Below are 19662 nucleotides of genomic sequence, written 5' to 3' on the forward strand. Positions count from 1 at the left end.
CGTTAAAATAATTCCAAATCACCCATGGCATAGTGCCAACCTGTGTTTTGTTTTGATTGTTGCAAAATTACACTATTTAACGTTAAGTCTTTGCATGTTAAAATTGGTCCGAATGCACCATAAAAAGCGAGAGGAAATAGTGATTTTTCTGTTGTAGAAAGTAATAAACATCCTTGCTTGGCAGCATAATCAATGACCACTCGTCTAATTTCTTTTTTGGCTTTTGCAGAATTTCCTCCAATTACTTCGGCTATGCGTAATTCATTAAAACGCTTGTGTTTTTTTACATACAAAGCTACATACCAATCCTTTCCGGTTAAAACCGTGTAAGGTTGCATAGGATTAGTGGTATACCGCCAATGTAAATAAGCTGCAGATTTAGGTGTAAACAATTCATTTTTAATTGTAAGTTCTGAATTATGTTTTACACAAATGGCTTCAATTTGTTCTTCATTTAAAGATACAATAGAATTGCTCGTCTTACTAAACAAATGAATAAACCGATAAAGCAAAACAGGCACTAAGGCAATTTTTATTTTACCCAATGCCTCCCACCCCATTTTGAGATAACCGGGACGACTTTTTTCGTTGGGAGTATTAAAAATAAAACAATCATTTTCTTTTCCCACATCGGCTAAAGCCTGCAACGTTAATTTCTTAAAGATTCCTTTACCTTGATGTTCCGGATGAGTGGCGGTGTCTACTGCTCGGTAGGCTTGCCAAACGATGTCGCCCAATTGCCATTTCCACGACATAAATGCTCGCACGCCAATCAATTGATTATTTTCTTCGGCTACCAAAACATAGGATGCACCAAATGGATTTTGCACATGTTTAAAATCCCAAATGGAGGTTGTTTTTTTTAACAACGACTCGCCTAAACTATCTTTCAAAAGTTCAACAATGGCTGGTATATCTTCGGTTTGGGCAACTCTGATTATCATTTTGAAAGGTGTTTACGGTATAAATTTTCTAACGTCAAAATCATAGCATCCATACTAAATCCTTCAATGGCTCTGGCTCTGGCTGCGTGTTGAAGATGAGCCAATTTTGTTGGGTCATTTTTAAGTTGAACGATCATATCAGATAAGTGTTCCCATTGCTCTACGCCAACAACTAAGCCGTCTTTTTCATTTCGAATTACTTCTTTTATTCCGCCTGCATCGGTGGTCAAAATGGCACATTGCATACTCATGGCTTCCAACAAAGCAATAGGTAAACCTTCAAAAGAAGAACACATCATAAAGCTGTCCATCGCTTCATAATAAGGTCGTACTTCTGTTTGAAGTCCGGCAAAAAATACGTTACCTTCTAAACCTAACGCGGTATATTTTTGTTCTATTTCGGGTTGAAGCGGTCCTGCTCCAACAATAATTCCATAGATGTTATGATCTTTTTCAATGGCTTTTTTGATGATTTCTAACCACAAATCCAATCGTTTTTGAAAACGAAAAACGGCTACAGTTCCCACCACAAAAGCATCGGTTGGAATGGCAAATTGTTTTCTGATGTCTGATTCACAAAAAGTACTAATGCGTTGAAAACTATCAGTATTAACACCATTCAAAACGGTTTGAACCGGAATAGAAGGTTGAATATTTTTTTTGATAGAATTGGATACATCATCAGAAACGCCAATTCCTAAAGTTTGACTATTAAAGGTGAGTTTATTGATCGTTTTAGTCAAAAAATGATAACGTTCTTGCATATTGTGCTCGGTATACAAAACCGGAATTTTGGTAAGTTTGTGCACCAATCTGCTCACAAAACCGGCCCAAGGCAAATGGGCATGAATGAGTTGAATTTGATTTTCTTTGCAATAGCGAATGATTTTTTTGTACTGCAACAGTAAAACCAAATTATTTTTAGCAGAAAAACACGTTACTTTTCCTCCGGCATCGGCGATGGCTTGCACCATTTGGTTTTTCCAAGAGAGAAAATAAATATAATGAAATTCAAATTCGTCACTGTTATGCTTTTTCAAGGTTTCCGGCAAAAGCATTTCTGCTCCACCTCGACCTAACGATTTGATGATATGAAGAACTTTAATTTTTGTCATGTACTAATTTCTTGTAAATAGTTTCAAACTGCTGAGCAAGGTACGTATTATTAAATTTTTGAACAACGAGTTCGTTTGCATTTTTAACATACGGGGCTGATTTTCCGTCATTTTTAACTTGTTCTAAGGCTTGAACAAAACCAACTTCATCACCTTTTTTAATTAAAAAACCGGTATGATTGTTTTGTAATACTTCAGACACACCGCCCACATTATAAGCTATCACAGGAGTTTTGGCATACATGGCTTCTAAAATTACACCCGGTAAACCTTCGATAATGCTCGGCAAAACCACTACATCGGCTTGATGCATATAATTGATAGCATCTTTGCTAAAACCATAAAACGAAATTTTATTGGTTAGTTTTTTGGTGGCTACAGCTTGTTCTATTTCGGATCTCATCGGACCATCGCCAATTAAATGCAAATGCGAATCTGGAAACCGATGCAACCATTGTTCAAAGATGGAAAGTAAGCCATGATGGTTTTTCTCGAACGAAAATCCACCCACATGCACAATTTGAAACGCGGTTGGAGAAGCATTTTTCCATTCCACGGGTGCAAACGATTGCAAATTAATTCCGATAGGAATAACAGTTGTTTTAGACTTTGTTTCCGGAAACAACTCATTCAAGTCTTTCGCAGCCAAGTGCGAAACCGAAACAATGGCTTGGGTTCGGCTATACATCCAACGATTAAGCAACTTGATGACTGGGTTTTTAATGTAGGCACTCACCATACTGGCATTTCGGGCGACAATAGGCGTTTTCCAACCCGTAAAAAGTTGCGAAAAAACGGCAAATTTCAAGGTATCTCCGGCATTGCACTGCACTACATCTACGTTGTGTTCTTTGATTAGTTTTGCCAAGGCTTTCCAACCTTCAAAATCATTCCATCGTTTGTGTTGCGGTCTGTTTAACGGAATAAAGGTAGTGTTTATGGGTAAAATAGAATGGCCGGGAAACAAGGCTACAACCAAAACGGTATGCCCCATTTGAACCAATTCATTGGAAAGTTGACTGGCAAACATTTCTGCTCCTCTTAATTGCGGTTTTTGAATCAGTTGGAGAATGGTCATTGGTTGTGATTTTGAATAATCGACGTATATACTGTATTGTATTGATCAACTACTTTGGAGATACTGAATTTTTCAATAGCGGCAATTCTGGCATTTTTTCCTAACGCACTAAATTGATGCGGTTGGTTGATTACTTCTTGCAAAGTGGATACCAAATTGGATACATCTCCTTTTTTAAAAAAAACGGCTTCTTGTGCAGAAACACACTCTTTATTTTCAGGAATTGAAGTACAAACAATTGTTTTTTCAGACATCATTGCTTCAATTAGTGCTCCGGGCAAACCTTCGTAATGCGTTGGAAATACAAAAACATCTGCCAATTTCAACAAGTAAGGAATATCATTTCGGTTGCCCAACAATTCCACATGAAATTGCAAATTATTTTCTTGAATATAGTTCTCTAATACCGAACGATAAAATCCTTCGCCGGCAATATATAGTTTGACATTTGGATGCGTTATCACAAGATTTTTAATGGCTTGCAACAAATCGAGCTGTCCTTTTCTGTCTAAAAGTCGGCTCACATTTAACAGCGTAACTTGATTTTCCTGAACGTTTAGCTCTTGCTTGGTTTTAAGCAATTGCTCTTCTGATAAGGATAGAAATTTTGACAAATCTCGCCCACGAAAAATTACTTTTATTTTTTCAAGACTCAGACCCAATGCTTTAGCATTTGATTCTTTGATGGTTTGAGAATTGGAAATAAAATAGTCTACTTTTTTAGCCGTTAAGGCATCATAACGCTGAATATAATAGAGTTTAAGCTTTCCTAGTAACGATAATTTTTGATAGCGTTCGTCAATATACGAGTTGTTTACCAAACTGGAAACCAAAGGTATTTTAAAATAACGTTTTATTTTTCGGGAAACAATATCAGCACGAAACAACGTAGCATGAATTAAATCGGGCTTTTCTTCTAGAATAATTGGTTTGAGAAGTTGCACGATTTTACCGAAAGCATATTTTTCAGTTCGGTTAAGCGAAATTACTTTAATGCCTGCCTGTTGGGCAGCTTCTGCCAATTGATTGCCTTTGTATAAGGTTACAAAAACAGATTCAACTGCTTTATTTTGTATAGCAATATCAAGTAGGCTTTTTTCTGCTCCACCGGTTTCAAATGTATCTAGGATGTAGAGGATTTTTTTCAATTTATATTTTTTATATACTCTGCAGAAGTATTATAATTAATTATTTTAGCAGGATTACCCATTACAACCGCATTGTCAGGAATATCAAAATTGACATAACTTAATGGTGCAATGAGAACATCATTTCCAATGGTGATTTTTCCAACTACAACCGAATTTGCTCCAATCCAAACTCGATCACCAATGGTTGGACAGCCTTTTAACTTTCCTCGGCTTACATTTCCTAAAGTTACACCTTGGGAAACATTACAATTTTTACCAATTATTACATTTTGATTAATAACGATTCCACCATAATGATTTAATAAAAACCCCTCACCTATTTTCGTATGAGTTGGAATTTGAATATTATATTTAACTTTTATGTTTTTTAACCAAATTCTGAAAACTACTGTAGCTGGGTTGTACCTATTTATGTGCTGATTTATTCGATAAATCAACATAAAACGAAACATTGGATTGGTAAAAAATTTTTTTAAATTATTTTTCCCACCATGTCGTTTACTATCTTGTTTAATTACTTTAAACATAAAAATCAGTTTAATGGCTCATTCGATTTCAACTTTAACAACTTTTTTAATTCGCTTTTATTAAAAACGTAAGAAATAATTATAATTAAAATAACATAAATTAATGTACTAGAAAATACAACAAGATTACTTTTTACATCAATTATATAATAAAACGGGAAAATTAAAACAATAGATAAAACAGTTGGTAACAATCCCTTTGTATAATTAGAAAAAATAGTTTTTGGAGAAATCTCTAAAAATTTTCTAAATCCTTGAATATTCAAAATATTTTGTAAAATTCTTGAAAATAAAATTGATAATGAACATCCAATAATACCATAATAATATGTGCCTAAAAAAACCAAAGGTAGGAACAAAATGAAAACTTTAATTAGTTGATAATTAAATTCAATTCTAGCTAATCCATTTGCTCTCATCAATGTTGGGAATGAATTAGTTAAAATCTGTACAATTGCAGCCAAAGCAATAATTTTAATCACAAGTAAGCTATCAATCCATTTGTCTCCAAATACAATAGTAATAAGTTCTGGATTTAAAAATAAAAGTCCCATTATAGGAGCTGTTGTTATACAATTGTAGAAAATTGTTTTAGAAAGTAAATTTTCTTGCTGCTTCTTATCTCCTTGAAGTTTTGAAAACACCGGATACATTACGGTATCGATGATCATTTTTATTTGAACGCGAATAGAGTCTGTTAAAATAAAAGCAAAAGAGTATAATCCCAATTCAATTTTTCCAAGAAATTTTCCAACAATAAAATAATCACCATTAGAGGATAATCTGTTAATTAATTCTGATAAAGTTGTGAATGCAGTAAATCCAAATAAATCTTTATATGCTTTTTTATCCCAAACCAAAGAAGGCTTCCATTTTGAAAAATAAAAAAACAACGGTAACTCAATAATAGTTTGAACAACATTATGTGCAACCAAAGCCCAAACTCCAAATCCTGAAAAAGCCATTATTATTGCTGTAGCTCCTGCAATAACATTAGCTAAATTGTTGATATGAGATATCTTTTTAAAATTTAATTCTCTAACTAAGATAGATCTATTAACAAAATAAAGTGGTGTTGTTAGAATAGATAGTCCTAGTGAAGGAATCAAATAAAGTAAAACATCTTCGTTATAAAATTTTGTAGCTAAAGGTGCAATTAAAATTGCTAAAATTATAAAACTTAAAACACTCCACAACATATTTGCCCAAAAGGCAGTTGAAAGGTAGGTCTGATTTATTTGATTTTCATCACGTTGGATAATTGCAGTTGAAAAGCCTAAATCTGTAAACGATTTAAAGAAACTGGTAAAAACAACAGCCATTCCAATCAAACCATAATCTTCCGGAAATAATAACCTCGCCAGTATTAATTTTACAATAAAACCTGATGTTCTATTAATTAGGGTTTGAACAGCTGTCCAAGTAACGCCGGTAACTATTTTTTTTGAAGTTGTCAATATAATTTATTTCTGTTTTGAATAATAACCTATATACCAATCTACAAACTCGCCTACACCCTTTTCAATAGAAGTTTCGGGTTTGTAATTAAAGTCACGAATTAAATCATCTACATCCGCCCACGTTTGTTCTACGTCACCGGGTTGCATGGGTTTCATTTCTTTAATGGCAGTTTTTCCGGTTTTATGTTCAATGGCTTCGATAAAATCAAGCAATTTAACCGGCTTACTATTGCCAATGTTGTATAAACTATATTTTTTTTGAATAGCATTGTTTTCAAATGCCTTGGTAATGTTGAGCATTCCGCCCACAATATCATCTACATAAGTAAAATCTCGGGAAAGATTTCCTTCGTTAAACACTTGAATAGGTCGGTCGTTCAAAATGGCATCTGTAAATAAAAACATCGCCATATCGGGTCGGCCCCAAGGACCATACACCGTAAAAAAGCGTAATCCAACTGTTTGAATAGCAAATAAATGACTATACGTATGAGCCATTAATTCATTAGATTTTTTAGTTGCCGCATACAAACTTATCGGATTATCTACCGAATCATGAACTGAAAAAGGAATTTTTTCATTCAAACCATATACGCTGGATGAACTGGCATATATTAATTTTTTTACGCCATAATGACGACAGCATTCCAACACCGTTAAAAATCCGGTAATGTTGCAATCGATATACTGAAAAGGTTGCTCTAAACTAAAGCGAACTCCAGCTTGTGCAGCCAAATTGATAACCAAATCAAACGCTTCTTCTTTAAACAAACGTTCCATTTTTTCTCGGTCTTCCAAATTAATTTGGATAAAAGAAAACGTTGAATTTTGAGATTTGATTAATTCATCATACAAAATCGTATCCGTATCAATTCCTAATTCTTTCAATCTACCCAGTTTAAGGCTCACGTCGTAATAATCATTTAGATTATCTAAACCAACCACATGGTGTTCTAATTGAGCTAATTGCTTAGCCAAATGAAAACCTATAAAACCGGCAGCTCCTGTTACTAATATTTTCATAGATACTATTTTTCGGCGTATTGTTTCTGATAATACTGCTGATATTGTCCGGAGGTAACATGTTGCAACCAATCTGTGTTAGACAAATACCAATCAATGGTTAATGCTAAACCTTCTTCAAACGTGACAGAAGGTTTCCAACCAAGTTCTTTGTTAATTTTAGTAGCATCGATAGCGTAGCGTAAATCGTGACCGGGGCGATCTTTTACATAGGTAATCAATTGTTCGGAAGTTCCGGCAGAACGTCCTAATTTTTCATCCATTTTTTGACAAAGTAATTTTACTAAGTCTATATTTTGCCATTCATTAAATCCGCCAATATTATAGGTTTCATGGTTCTTTCCTTGATGAAAAACCAAGTCAATAGCCACGGCATGATCAATAACATAAAGCCAATCTCTAGTATATTTTCCATCACCATAAACTGGCAAAGGTTTGTTATTGATGATATTATTAATGAACAACGGAATTAATTTTTCCGGAAAATGATTTGGTCCGTAATTGTTTGAGCAATTGGTAATCACATAAGGCAAACCATAGGTTTCTCCGTAGGCTCGCACAAAATGATCGGAGGCGGCTTTGGAAGCAGAATACGGAGAATTTGGATCATACGGTGTTTCTTCTGTAAACAAGCCTGTTTCGCCCAATGCTCCATACACCTCATCGGTGGAAACATGATAAAATCGCTTACCATTATAATCGTTTTTCCAACTTTCACGGGCCGCATTCAACAAATTCATGGTGCCAATCACATTGGTTTTCACAAAAGCCAACGGATCGGTAATAGAACGATCTACGTGTGATTCTGCTGCCAAATGAATTACACCGTCAAATTGTTCGTTTGCAAACAAGGTAGTGATAAAATCGGCATCGGTAATGTCGCCTTTGATAAAGGTGTAATTAGGAAGCTGATCGATATCGGCAATATTTTCTAAATTTCCTGCATAGGTTAAGGCATCTAGGTTGTAGATGCTATACGTGGGATAGTTTTTCACAAAACGTCTGATAACGTGTGAACCAATAAATCCTGCTCCTCCGGTAATTAGAATTTTTTTCATACTATAATTTTCCGTCTGCTTGTGTTGTTAAAATTCCTTTTACATCATAAACCACTGCCTTCTCTTTTTTCAATTTATCAAAATCGAGAGCCAAAAACTCTTTGTGAGCCACACCCAAAACAATTCCGTCAAATCGTTCGTCGGTTAATTGCGTTGATGTTATTAAATTATATTCATGTTTCACTTCTTGTGGATTTGCCCACGGATCATATATCGAAACGTCAATACCATAATCTGCTAATGCTTTTATGACATCTACAATTTTTGTATTTCGAACATCAGGACAATTTTCTTTAAAAGTGATACCTAGCATCAATACTTTTGCTTTGTTTACGGTGATTCCTTTTTTGATCATGAGTTTAACCATTTGCGAAGCAACATATTCACCCATACTGTCATTTAATCGTCGTCCGGCTAAAATAATTTCAGGATGATAACCTGCTTCTTGAGCTTTTTGTGCTAAATAGTAAGGATCTACACCAATACAATGTCCGCCAACCAATCCCGGTTTAAAAGGTAGGAAATTCCATTTGGTTCCGGCGGCTTCCAAAACGGCATGCGTATCAATATTTAGCATATTGAATATTTTGGCTAATTCATTTACAAACGCAATATTGATATCGCGTTGTGAATTTTCAATCACTTTTGCTGCTTCTGCCACTTTGATGGAAGGGGCCAAATGCGTTCCGGCTGTAATAACAGATTTGTATAAATCATCTACTTTTTTTCCTATTTCGGGTGTTGAACCTGCGGTAACTTTTAGAATTTTTTCTACCGTATGTTCTTTATCTCCGGGGTTAATTCTTTCCGGTGAATAACCAGCATAAAAATCTTCGTTAAATTTTAATCCACTCACACGCTCTAAAACAGGAACACATTCTTCTTCTGTTACGCCCGGATAAACAGTTGACTCATAAATTACAACATCGCCTTTTTTGAGCACTTTTCCCACCGTTTCACTGGATTTATACAAAGGTGTTAAATCCGGACGGTTATTTTTATCTACCGGAGTAGGAACAGTAACGATAAAATAATTACATTCTTTTATTGTGTTGATATCGGTTGAACAAAACAATCCTACTTCCGTTAAGGGTTTGTTTGATAAAACTTCCTTCAACAAATCACTGGTTACTTCCAGGGTATTATCTTCTCCTTTATTTAATTCATTTACCCTATTTTGGTTAATATCAAAACCAACAACAGGATATTTTGTTGCAAAAAGTCGTGCGAGTGGCAACCCAACATATCCTAATCCAATTACGCCAATTTTTATACTCATCATTATTTTATTTTAAGAGCCAATAGCCTGATATTTAAATCCAATCTGTGTTAATTTGTCTTTATCTAATAAATTTCTGCCGTCAAAGATAAAGGCTGGTTTATTCATTTGTGCATAAATTTTTTCCCAGTCATAATTTTTGAATTCATCCCACTCCGTTAAAACAGCAATAGCGTGGGCACCTTGACACGCTTCATACGGATCTTGTGCTGTTTGAACATGCATTTTATTTTCTTCTTTTGGTCTGGAATTCAAATAATTCAAATCAAAAAGAATTTGATTCTCATCTACTTTTGGATCAAAGACCGTGATATTTGCTTGTTCAAATAATAAATCATCTGCCACATAAATAGCTGCAGATTCACGCGTATCGTTTGTGTCTTTTTTAAAGGCCCAACCCAAAAACGTAATTTTTTTATCGGCAACAGTGTTGTACAAGGTAGTGACAATTTTTTTAGCAAAACGGTTTTTCTGGTGGTCATTCATGATAATCACTTGTTCCCAATAATCGGCAACCTCATGCAGACCGTATGATTTTGCTATATAAACTAAATTTAATATATCTTTTTGAAAACATGAACCGCCAAATCCAACGGAAGCTTTAAGAAACTTAGGGCCAATTCTGCTGTCCATTCCAATAGCTTTTGCAACTTCTGTTACATCTGCACCGGTTTTTTCACATAATTCAGAAATAGCATTAATAGAAGAAACCCGTTGAGCTAAGAAAGCATTTGCAACCAATTTTGATAATTCGGATGACCAAACATTCGTGGTTAAAATTCGTTCTTTTGGAACCCAATTGGCATAAATTTCAACAAGGGATTGAATAGCGTTTTCGCCTTCCGGAGTTATCTCGCCTCCAATAAGAACACGATCTGGTTGAAACAAATCTTCTACAGCTGTTCCTTCTGCCAAAAATTCCGGATTAGAAAGAATTTGATATTTTACGCCATTACCTGTATTATGCAAAATGCTCTTGATGGCTTCTGCGGTTCTAACCGGAAGCGTTGATTTTTCTACAACAATTTTATCTGTTTTAGCAACGCGGGCAATTTGACGGGCACAAAGTTCAATATATTTTAAATCAGCCGCTAAACCTTTACCTGAACCATACGTTTTAGTTGGGGTGTTTACGGAAATAAATATCATTTCTGCTTCGTCAATTGCTTGATCTACATCGGTGGAAAAAAATAAATTTCTACCGCGAGCTTCAGCAACAACATCGCTTAGACCTGGTTCATAAATTGGTATATTTTCTACGTTAGGGTCGTTCCACAACGCAATTCTTTGTTCATTCAAATCAACAACAGTAACTTTTATATGGGGACATTTTTGGGCTATAACTGCCATTGTAGGACCTCCTACATAGCCGGCACCAATACAACAAATTTTAGTAATACTCATTTTAATATAGGTTGAATTATTTTAAATTTTTCCAATACCAATCTACGGCTTCTTTTAACCCTTGGGCAAAAGAAAAACGGGGTTGGTAGCCTAACAAACGATTTGCTTTTTCAACGCTGGCAAGAGAATGTGGAATATCACCTACTCTATTTGGTCCGTAAATTACAGGCACATCTGCTATCGCTGCATCATGTGTGGCCAGGTATTCTTTTAGTAAATTAACCATTTGATTCAGGGTAGTTCTATCTCCAAAAGCAGTGTTATAAACTGTGTTAATGGCTTCAGGATTAGTGGTTGTGATTGCTAATTCATTCATCTGAACAACATTATCAACGTAGGTAAAGTCTCTGGAATATAACCCATCGCCATTAATAACAGGACTTTCATGCTCCATCAATTGCATGACAAATTTAGGAATAACAGCAGCATACGCTCCGTTAGGGTCTTGCCTTCTTCCAAAAACATTGAAATAACGCAATCCAATTGTTTCCATGCCATAGGTTCTACTAAAAATTTCGGCATATAATTCGTTCACATACTTTGTAATGGCATACGGAGACAATGGCTTTCCTATAACATCTTCAACCTTGGGCATCGACGTAGAATCTCCGTAGGTAGAAGAACTAGCAGCATACACAAAACGTTTAACGCCCGCATCTCTGGCAGCTACCAACATGTTTAAAAAACCGGATACATTTACATCATTAGATGTAATTGGGTCTTTAATTGAACGTGGAACAGAGCCTAGTGCAGCTTGATGCAAAACATAATCAACATTTTTAACCGCTTCTTGACAAGTGGATAAATCACGTATGTCGCCTTCAAGTAGGGTAAAATTTGGATTATTGAAAAAAGGTTCAATATTGTGTCGGTGACCGGTTGCAAAATTATCAAGACAAACAACTTTATGACCAATGTCTAAAAAATGTTCGCATAAATTTGAACCAATAAAGCCTGCACCGCCTGTAATTAATAGTGTGTAATTGTCTTTAGAACTAATCATTTTTTTTAAAATATTTTTTTATTTTGTCAAGAAACGTTTTTGGTTTATCGTCTTCACCATAGCCATTACCATAATTACCATAAATGTAACTATATCCATAACCATAGCCGTAACCATAACCATAACCTGTTCCGTATTTTGCACGGTTTTCAAAACCATTAAAAACAATACTGATGTTTTTTAATTCTTCGCGTTGAACTCTATTATTCAACAAATTAATCATCTCCTTTTTGGTATAGTTTTGTCTGATTATATAGAGTGTAGCATCGGCATAAGTAGACAATTCAATAGCATCGGCAACCAAACCAACTGGGGGAGTATCTAAAATAATGTAGTCATAACGTTCTTTTAGATCGCTCATAAACTTATCCATCGATTCCCCTATCAATAACTCAGATGGGTTTGGCGGAATCGGACCGGAAGTAATTACATCCAAATAAGGAATATGTGTATTTTGAATGACTTCATCCAATGTTTTTTGACCAATTAAATGGTTTACTACACCAATGTCATTTTTAATTTTAAAGTCATCAAAAATTTTCGGCTTTCTTAAATCTAAACCAACAATTATTGTTTTTTTCTCGCTCAAAGCAAATACAGTAGCAATATTGATGGAACAAAATGTTTTTCCTTCTCCACTCACCGATGAAGTTAGCATTAGTGTTTTAGAGCCCTCTACTTTTTGTCGTTTATACATAAATTGAAGGGAGGAACGAATGGCTCTAAACGATTCTGAAAGTGATGATTTTTGCTTCTCAAATACCGTTAAATTTGATTTAGTTTGTTTAACTCCAACTATTCCGATAATAGGTATGGTTGTTAATTTACTTATATCCTCTGTATTCAAAATTGTATTTTCTAAAAAGAAAATAATTAAAACGGCTAATAAAGGTATAAATAATCCAAGAAAGAAGGCTAACACATAATTAACTTTTGTGTTTGGACCGATTTGTCCGCCCCCAATATCTTTTGCAGGATCAATAAAATGAACATCTGCTAAATTTGCTGCTTTTACGATGTTTGCCTCATTTCTTTTACTAAGAAAGTTGGTAAACAAAGCATTATTTAAATCATACTTTCTTGTTATTTTCAAAATTTCTTGTTCATCTTCAGGCAGTTTACTTATTTCACCCTCCGCCTTTGCTATTTTTGAATTAATTGAAGACAAATCATACTCTAAAGAAGATTTTGCTGTTCGAATGTTTTCTAACAAAACGCTTTTTAATGCGTCAATTTGAACATCAAAATCTTTAAACATTTTTTGGTTTTTTACCAAATAAGGTTTTTGTGCTCTTTCGGTTGATAAATTTATAATTTTTGCAATATTTTGAACTACATTAGGGTCATCAATTCCGGCAACGGATGGAGCAGGTAATTTAGAAAAGTCAATACTATTATCAAGATAATTTTTAAGTGAATTATAGTAATTCATTTTTCTGGTTATCTCATCTTTTTCAACTTCATAACTAAGCAATTGTGCCGAAATTTGATTTGCTCCGGTATTGATTTGATAATAATTTTTATTTTTGCTAAAACTCTTTAATTCATTTTCATTTTCTTTGAGCTTACCCTCCATCGCCAACAAAGTACTATCTATAAAATTGATTGTATTGGTTGCAAATTGGTTTTTTCGCTCAAGCTGAACTTTTATAATCGTTTTTACAGTTTCGTTTAAATAGGTTACTATCCTGTTTTTATTGGTTCCTTTTAAACTTAAATTTATTAACGAAGTAGCACTTTTATCAATTTCTGTTTTTATACTTCTATATTTAGAAACGGTAGCATCAAACGTATTAAACTTTATATAAAATTCTTCTCCTATGTAATTGCCAAAATACTCAACTTTTTCTAGTTTAATGTTTAAAAAAGGTAGATTTGTTTCTTGATTAATTTTAAATCGCTTTTTAAAAACTCCTGCATTTACTCCATTTGTAGCATATGAATTTGTCTTATAAATAAATGTTTGTGCATTGTCTTCCTCAAAATTTATTGATAATTCATACTCATTTTCCGAAACAAACTTTATACTGATTAACGATGCAAGCAATTGTGGTTTATTTTTGTCGGGAACAACTTCAAAAGGAACCATGCCATACACATCCTTCATATAGTATTTATCTCGTTTTAAATACTCTATAAAGAAATTTAATTTATCCACTACCAATTCATTGTGCGATCTTGACCTTAGAGTGGATGATAGACTTTGAACTTGATCGGATGAGCCTCCCCAATTAAATACTAAACTTGTGTTGGTAGTAAAAAAAGGATTTCTTTCTTCCTTAATTGCGATGGTAGTATCTAGTTCATAAATCTTTTCCTTTCTTATACTAACATTGTAGGCAATTATAAAACCAACAATCCAACATAACACAAACCACCTCCAATAACCAGCTGTTTTTATAACAAATCCTTTGAAGTCAAACTTAATTTGATTTTCAAAAAACGCAAAATCTTTAGACTCAAGCATGATTTTTAAGAATTATAAACGTGATAAAACGATAATAGTAGTAACAAGAGACAACGCTGAAATAATAGTTCCTAACGTTTGAATTCCGGTAGTTCCGGTTCCCCAAGACTTTTGCTTTAATGGATTTATCAAAATAAAATCATTAGGTTGAATATAATAATAAGGTGATTCTAAAGCACTTTTATCAAGCAAATTAATAGTGTGCATTTCAACACCATGAGGATATTGTCTTACTATGATAACATTCTTTCTATCGCCGGTCATCGTGATATCACCTGATGTGGCAATAGCGTCCATAATAGTTGCTCTTTCATTATAAATTATATTTGATCCGGGTCTGCCAATTTCTCCATTTATGGTATAGCGAATACCTCCTAATTTCACTGTGACGAATAAACTTGCTTCAGCATTAAAATATTCTTCTAACAATCTTTTCTCTATCGTTAACCTTATTTCCTCTGTGGTTAAGCCTAATACATTAACTTCTCCTAAAACAGGAATTCGTATGTAGCCATGATCGTCTACGTTAAACCCTTCAAAATAGGTAACTTGTTCATTGGCAAAGTTTCTGTTTCCGCTTGTTACCTTGAACATTTCTGTTAATTCTGCATCAATTGTTTTGATTGTAATCACCAAAACATCATTGCTTTGAACTCTATAGGGCTTTTTAACAATTTCATTTATGATCAAAGTATCCTTACTAGTTGAATTGGTTTGAAGATACTTTAAGTCTTTTGTAGGAACACATGATGCCGATAAAAGCACAATAAAAAAGAAGAGGAGTATATGGTTTTTATTCATTTTAAAATTTTTAGCCAACAAATATAGTTTTTCCATTAGAATATAAAAATAAGTACACTCATAATTAATTGCTTTTCATGGTGTTTTCAAAAGGAATACGATTTAAAATACTTCTTCCTAAGGTAATTTCGTCTGCATACTCCAATTCGTCACCCACCGAAATTCCTCTTGCAATGGTAGAAGTCTTGATTTCATACTGTTGAATTTGTCTGTAAATGTAAAAGTTTGTCGTATCGCCTTCCATCGTAGAACTTAACGCAAAGATAACTTCAGCAACTTTTCCTGAACTCACTTTTTCAACCAAAGTGGAAATATTCAACTGGCTTGGCCCTACTCCATCAATCGGAGAAATCTTTCCTCCCAACACATGATAAACACCTTTAAACTGACCTGTGTTTTCAATGGCCATCACATCGCGAATATCTTCTACTACGCAAACAATTTGATGATTTCGCTTCTCGTTGGCACAAATCTCACAGAGTTCAACATCGGAAATATTATGGCAACTTTTGCAATACTTTACATCATTTCGCATGGTTTGCAATGATTCTGCCAAAAATTGTGTTTGTTCTTTGGGTTGTTTCAGTAAATGCAGTACTAAACGAAGGGCTGTACGCTTACCTATTCCTGGTAATTGTGCCATTTCGTTGACTGCTTTTTCCAATAATTTTGAAGAAAATTCCATTGCTACAAAAATACATTTTTCAATTGTAACGCTTTAACATTTCTCCCGAAAGTTTTTAAATAACCTCGGATTGTTATAAAAATTCATTTAAAGCCACGAATTACACGAATTGACACTAATTAATTCGTGAGAATTCGTGCAATTCGTGGCTAAAATAAACATAAAAAAATCCCGATTTTCATCGGGATTCAAATCAATTATATTTTAAAACGTTTTCTATCGTTTTCCGTCAAATAAATTTTTCTTAAACGAATAGATTTTGGAGTAACCTCAACATATTCATCTTTTTGAATGTATTCTAACGCTTCTTCTAATGAGAAAATAATCGGCGGAATAATTCTTGCTTTATCATCATTTCCGGATGAACGAACGTTAGATAGTTTTTTCTCTTTGGTTACGTTTATACTCATATCATCGCTACGAGAATTTTCTCCAATTACCTGACCTTCATAAATTTCAGCATTTGGTTCAACAAAAAACTTGCCACGATCTTGCAATTTATCAATAGAGTAAGGAATAGCTTTTCCTTTTTCCATAGAAATTAACGAACCTTTGTTACGTCCGGCAATTTCTCCTTTGTAAGGTTGGTAACCAATGAAACGGTGTGCCATAATGGCTTCTCCGGCAGTAGCAGTAAGCAATTGATTACGCAATCCAATAATTCCACGTGATGGAATATTGAATTTCACAATCATACGTTCACCTTTCGTTTCCATAGAAAGCATTTCACCTTTACGCAAGGTAACAAACTCAACGGCTCTACCTGAAACACTTTCCGGTAAATCGATGGTTAGTTCTTCAATTGGCTCACATTTTTGACCATCAATTTCTTTGATGATAACTTGTGGCTGACCAATTTGCAACTCATACCCTTCTCTTCTCATGGTTTCAATAAGAACAGATAAGTGAAGAACTCCACGACCAAAAACCATAAACTTATCAGCTGAATCAGTTTCACCTAACTTCATCGCTAAGTTTTTCTCTAATTCTTTTGTTAAACGATCTCTAATATGACGAGAAGTTACAAATTTACCTTCTTTTCCGAAGAAAGGAGAGTCATTAATTGTAAACAACATACTCATTGTTGGCTCATCGATGGCGATAGTTTGCAATGCTTCCGGGTTTTCGAAATCGGCGATAGTATCTCCAATTTCAAATCCTTCAACACCTACAATCGCACAAATATCTCCGGCGATAACTTCGGTTACTTTTTTACGTCCAAGACCTTCAAAAGTGTGTATTTCTTTAATTCTTGATTTAAGTACTTTTCCATCTCTTTTTACCAAAGAAATTGGCATTCCTTCTTTTAAAACACCTCTTTCTAAACGACCAATCGCGATACGACCGGTGAATGAAGAGAAATCTAACGAAGTAATTAACATTTGAGGAGTTCCTTCTGATACTTTAGGAGCCGGTACATTTTCAACAACCATATCCAATAATGCTTCCACATTATCGGTTACGTTTTCCCAATGATCAGACATCCAGTTGTTCTTAGCTGAACCATAAACGGTTGGAAAATCCAACTGCCATTCTTGAGCACCTAATTCGTACATTAAGTCGAATACTTTTTCGTGTACTTCTTCCGGAGTACAGTTTTCTTTATCTACTTTATTGATAACCACACACGGTTTTAGACCTAAATCGATTGCTTTTTGCAATACAAAACGCGTTTGTGGCATTGGTCCTTCAAAAGCATCTACTAACAAGCAAACACCGTCTGCCATATTCAATACACGCTCAACTTCACCACCAAAATCGGCGTGACCTGGTGTGTCTATAATGTTGATTTTTGTACCTTTATACTGAACCGAAACATTCTTTGAAGTAATAGTAATTCCACGTTCACGTTCTAAATCGTTGTTGTCTAGGATTAAATCACCGGTGTTTTCGTTTTCACGAAAAAGCTGACAGTGATACATAATTTTGTCAACCAAAGTAGTTTTACCGTGGTCAACGTGGGCAATAATTGCAATGTTTCTAATTGATTCCATCTGTTATTTTTTCAGGGTGCAAAGGTACACTTTATTTCTACATAAAAAATTTTTAGTTAAAACATTGAGAGATTTAACGTTACGGTAACGGACGGTTGCCTGTTGTCTGTTGTTGGTTGATTCATCGACACATTGGCTAATTGACACATTGGCTAATTGACACATTACTCAATGGAACACGGATGGGATGGATGAAATAGATTTTCGCAGATTTGTTGGGTTCGCTTAGCGAAAAGGGATAGAAACGGATTTATAAACTTACTTAATGAACACCCAATGTTTCTCAGGATTTTGGTAAGTAGAAAGTACAGCGTAGATGTGTATTATTTTAGCTTTTTCATCTACAGTAAAATGCACCATATATTTAAAAGTTTTTAAGGGAAGGCAATGAATATCATTGTATCGAATTTGAAATAAAGGATTGGTTTGCATCGTGGTTAAAAACGCACGGTACTCTTTTAAAAATTTTGTACCGTATCCTTTTCTTCTGGAATTTAAAAAATCGCGAGCTTCTTTTAAATCAATTGCTACGCTTGGATCAGCTACAATTTTATATTTTTTCATTCGATTTTTCTAAATCGTCTACCATTGTAAAAGCATCCACAGGTGTTTTTTTATCTTTCACTCTGCGTAAAACGGTATCTTGTTGCCATTGAGGAATTGTTGAATTCTCTTGGGCATATTTAAAAGCAAGAAAGTCTATGTACTTTTCAACTTCTTCTACAAGAGCATCCGGTAAATTTTTAAGTTTGGTGTTGATATGTTTTACTGCTGTTGCGGTCATAGCGAATTAGAATTTGTAATTGTTTTTGAATGATAATTCATAATGCTAAAGTAATGAAATTATGGTTTGTATGCAAATAGTTTACTATTCGCTCCTATTTTCAAACTGCTTAATTTTATCAATTATAACTTCTAAGTCTGAATTTCTTAAGTTAATAATACTCACCTTTTTTAAATTTTCAGCTATAAATTGTATATTTTTTTCAAGAGTGGATTTTGGATTTAATTCTTTAAATTCAGATTGTAAATCAATTATAATGTCGATAATTTCAATATTTGTTTTTTCAAAAAGTTCACGTTCTAAATTATTAAAAACCCAAATCGTGATTTCATCATAATCCATCTCAGAAAAAACTTTAGTATAATCTTCACCACCGGAGAAATTTGTATGTAATGCATCTAAAAAATACTTAATATTTTGAATCATCGTTCAAGGTAAACCGATTCCTAAAAAACCGAACATCAAAGTCAACAAAGAATACTTTAAACCCGGTAAAATTGTACTGCTCCCTTGCGGAATTTCATATACTTTTGAATTGTTATTGTAGGAGAAAAAGATAATATTTATGCTTGTTTTGTATGTTCTAAATCGAATGTTTTCGGACATTTTTTAATTTTTTTGGATTTAGATAGAAGTCTCCTTATTTTCTTCTTAAATAATTACAGACTATTTAAAGTCATTACTCCTCTTTCAAAGATAGAGAAAATATTTGTTTATGTGCGAATGTGAATTATTACAATCAATTTATGTATTATCTCCGCCCCACGATATCTCAACGTTAGGTAAAGATATTTTTAGTTCTTCAAAATCACTTGTAAATCGTCAGCATAAAGTGGACTGATTTAATTCAAAACTAAGAGAGTGTTTTCAAAAATTATTAACTTTGAAA

19 protein-coding genes are annotated in these 19662 nt (G+C 33.9%); all 19 read right to left on the bottom strand.

Annotated elements, in window-relative coordinates; translation table 11 throughout:
- Nucleotides 1-2: 2 nt before the first annotated feature.
- Nucleotides 3-944 carry a GNAT family N-acetyltransferase gene (locus tag AC23MC_RS10960; protein WP_487568347.1) on the bottom strand — a complete coding sequence of 314 codons (942 nt, stop codon included), beginning with the start codon at nt 942-944 and terminating at the stop codon, nt 3-5.
- Entirely contained in the window at nt 941-2059 is a 1119-nt protein-coding gene (locus AC23MC_RS10965; protein WP_487568346.1) for a glycosyltransferase, read from the bottom strand. Before AC23MC_RS10965 ends, AC23MC_RS10960 begins: the two co-directional genes overlap by 4 nt.
- Nucleotides 2046-3137 carry a glycosyltransferase family 4 protein gene (locus tag AC23MC_RS10970; RefSeq protein WP_487568345.1) on the bottom strand — a complete coding sequence of 364 codons (1092 nt, stop codon included), beginning with the start codon at nt 3135-3137 and terminating at the stop codon, nt 2046-2048. Before AC23MC_RS10970 ends, AC23MC_RS10965 begins: the two co-directional genes overlap by 14 nt.
- Complete coding sequence (locus tag AC23MC_RS10975; RefSeq protein ID WP_487568344.1) at nt 3134-4285, bottom strand: glycosyltransferase; 1152 nt, start codon at nt 4283-4285, stop codon at nt 3134-3136. The genes AC23MC_RS10970 and AC23MC_RS10975 overlap by 4 nt, the downstream gene beginning before the upstream one ends.
- Nucleotides 4282-4815, bottom strand: a complete 534-nt coding sequence (locus AC23MC_RS10980; protein WP_487568343.1) for a serine O-acetyltransferase — start codon at nt 4813-4815, stop codon at nt 4282-4284. Before AC23MC_RS10980 ends, AC23MC_RS10975 begins: the two co-directional genes overlap by 4 nt.
- A 5-nt stretch (nt 4816-4820) precedes the next feature.
- Nucleotides 4821-6272 carry a lipopolysaccharide biosynthesis protein gene (locus AC23MC_RS10985; RefSeq protein ID WP_487568342.1) on the bottom strand — a complete coding sequence of 484 codons (1452 nt, stop codon included), beginning with the start codon at nt 6270-6272 and terminating at the stop codon, nt 4821-4823.
- Nucleotides 6273-6278: 6 nt separating this feature from the next.
- Nucleotides 6279-7298: an NAD-dependent epimerase gene (locus AC23MC_RS10990; RefSeq protein WP_487568341.1), complete on the bottom strand. Its 1020-nt coding sequence runs from the start codon at nt 7296-7298 to the stop codon at nt 6279-6281.
- Nucleotides 7299-7303: 5 nt separating this feature from the next.
- Entirely contained in the window at nt 7304-8356 is a 1053-nt protein-coding gene (gene rfbB, locus AC23MC_RS10995; protein WP_487568340.1) for a dTDP-glucose 4,6-dehydratase, read from the bottom strand.
- 1 nt (nt 8357) lies between these two features.
- Entirely contained in the window at nt 8358-9638 is a 1281-nt protein-coding gene (locus AC23MC_RS11000; RefSeq protein ID WP_487568339.1) for a nucleotide sugar dehydrogenase, read from the bottom strand.
- A gap of 9 nt (nt 9639-9647) precedes the next feature.
- The gene (locus AC23MC_RS11005; RefSeq protein WP_487568338.1) at nt 9648-11039 is read right to left on the bottom strand and encodes a UDP-glucose 6-dehydrogenase; all 1392 of its coding nucleotides are present in this window, start codon (nt 11037-11039) and stop codon (nt 9648-9650) included.
- Between the two features lie 16 nt (nt 11040-11055).
- The gene (locus tag AC23MC_RS11010; RefSeq protein WP_487568337.1) at nt 11056-12042 is read right to left on the bottom strand and encodes an SDR family oxidoreductase; all 987 of its coding nucleotides are present in this window, start codon (nt 12040-12042) and stop codon (nt 11056-11058) included.
- Nucleotides 12035-14509 carry an exopolysaccharide transport family protein gene (locus AC23MC_RS11015; protein WP_487568336.1) on the bottom strand — a complete coding sequence of 825 codons (2475 nt, stop codon included), beginning with the start codon at nt 14507-14509 and terminating at the stop codon, nt 12035-12037. The genes AC23MC_RS11010 and AC23MC_RS11015 overlap by 8 nt, the downstream gene beginning before the upstream one ends.
- Before the next feature lie 12 nt (nt 14510-14521).
- Nucleotides 14522-15310: a polysaccharide biosynthesis/export family protein gene (locus tag AC23MC_RS11020; protein WP_487568335.1), complete on the bottom strand. Its 789-nt coding sequence runs from the start codon at nt 15308-15310 to the stop codon at nt 14522-14524.
- A gap of 64 nt (nt 15311-15374) precedes the next feature.
- Complete coding sequence (gene recR, locus AC23MC_RS11025; protein ID WP_487568334.1) at nt 15375-15995, bottom strand: recombination mediator RecR; 621 nt, start codon at nt 15993-15995, stop codon at nt 15375-15377.
- A gap of 197 nt (nt 15996-16192) precedes the next feature.
- Nucleotides 16193-17989, bottom strand: a complete 1797-nt coding sequence (gene typA / locus AC23MC_RS11030) for a translational GTPase TypA (protein WP_487568333.1) — start codon at nt 17987-17989, stop codon at nt 16193-16195.
- 258 nt (nt 17990-18247) lie between these two features.
- On the bottom strand, nt 18248-18553 hold the full coding sequence (locus AC23MC_RS11035; RefSeq protein WP_487568332.1) for a hypothetical protein: 306 nt from the start codon (nt 18551-18553) through the stop codon (nt 18248-18250).
- Nucleotides 18540-18773: a DUF2281 domain-containing protein gene (locus AC23MC_RS11040; RefSeq protein ID WP_487568331.1), complete on the bottom strand. Its 234-nt coding sequence runs from the start codon at nt 18771-18773 to the stop codon at nt 18540-18542. The genes AC23MC_RS11035 and AC23MC_RS11040 overlap by 14 nt, the downstream gene beginning before the upstream one ends.
- Nucleotides 18774-18857: 84 nt before the next feature.
- Nucleotides 18858-19199 (bottom strand): hypothetical protein, encoded by a 342-nt coding sequence (locus AC23MC_RS11045; protein WP_487568330.1) that lies wholly within the window; start codon nt 19197-19199, stop codon nt 18858-18860.
- A 3-nt stretch (nt 19200-19202) separates the two neighbouring features.
- Nucleotides 19203-19379: a hypothetical protein gene (locus tag AC23MC_RS11050; RefSeq protein ID WP_487568329.1), complete on the bottom strand. Its 177-nt coding sequence runs from the start codon at nt 19377-19379 to the stop codon at nt 19203-19205.
- Between the last annotated feature and the right edge of the window lie 283 nt (nt 19380-19662).

It is taken from the genome of Flavobacterium sp. T50_26, from assembly GCF_057652995.1.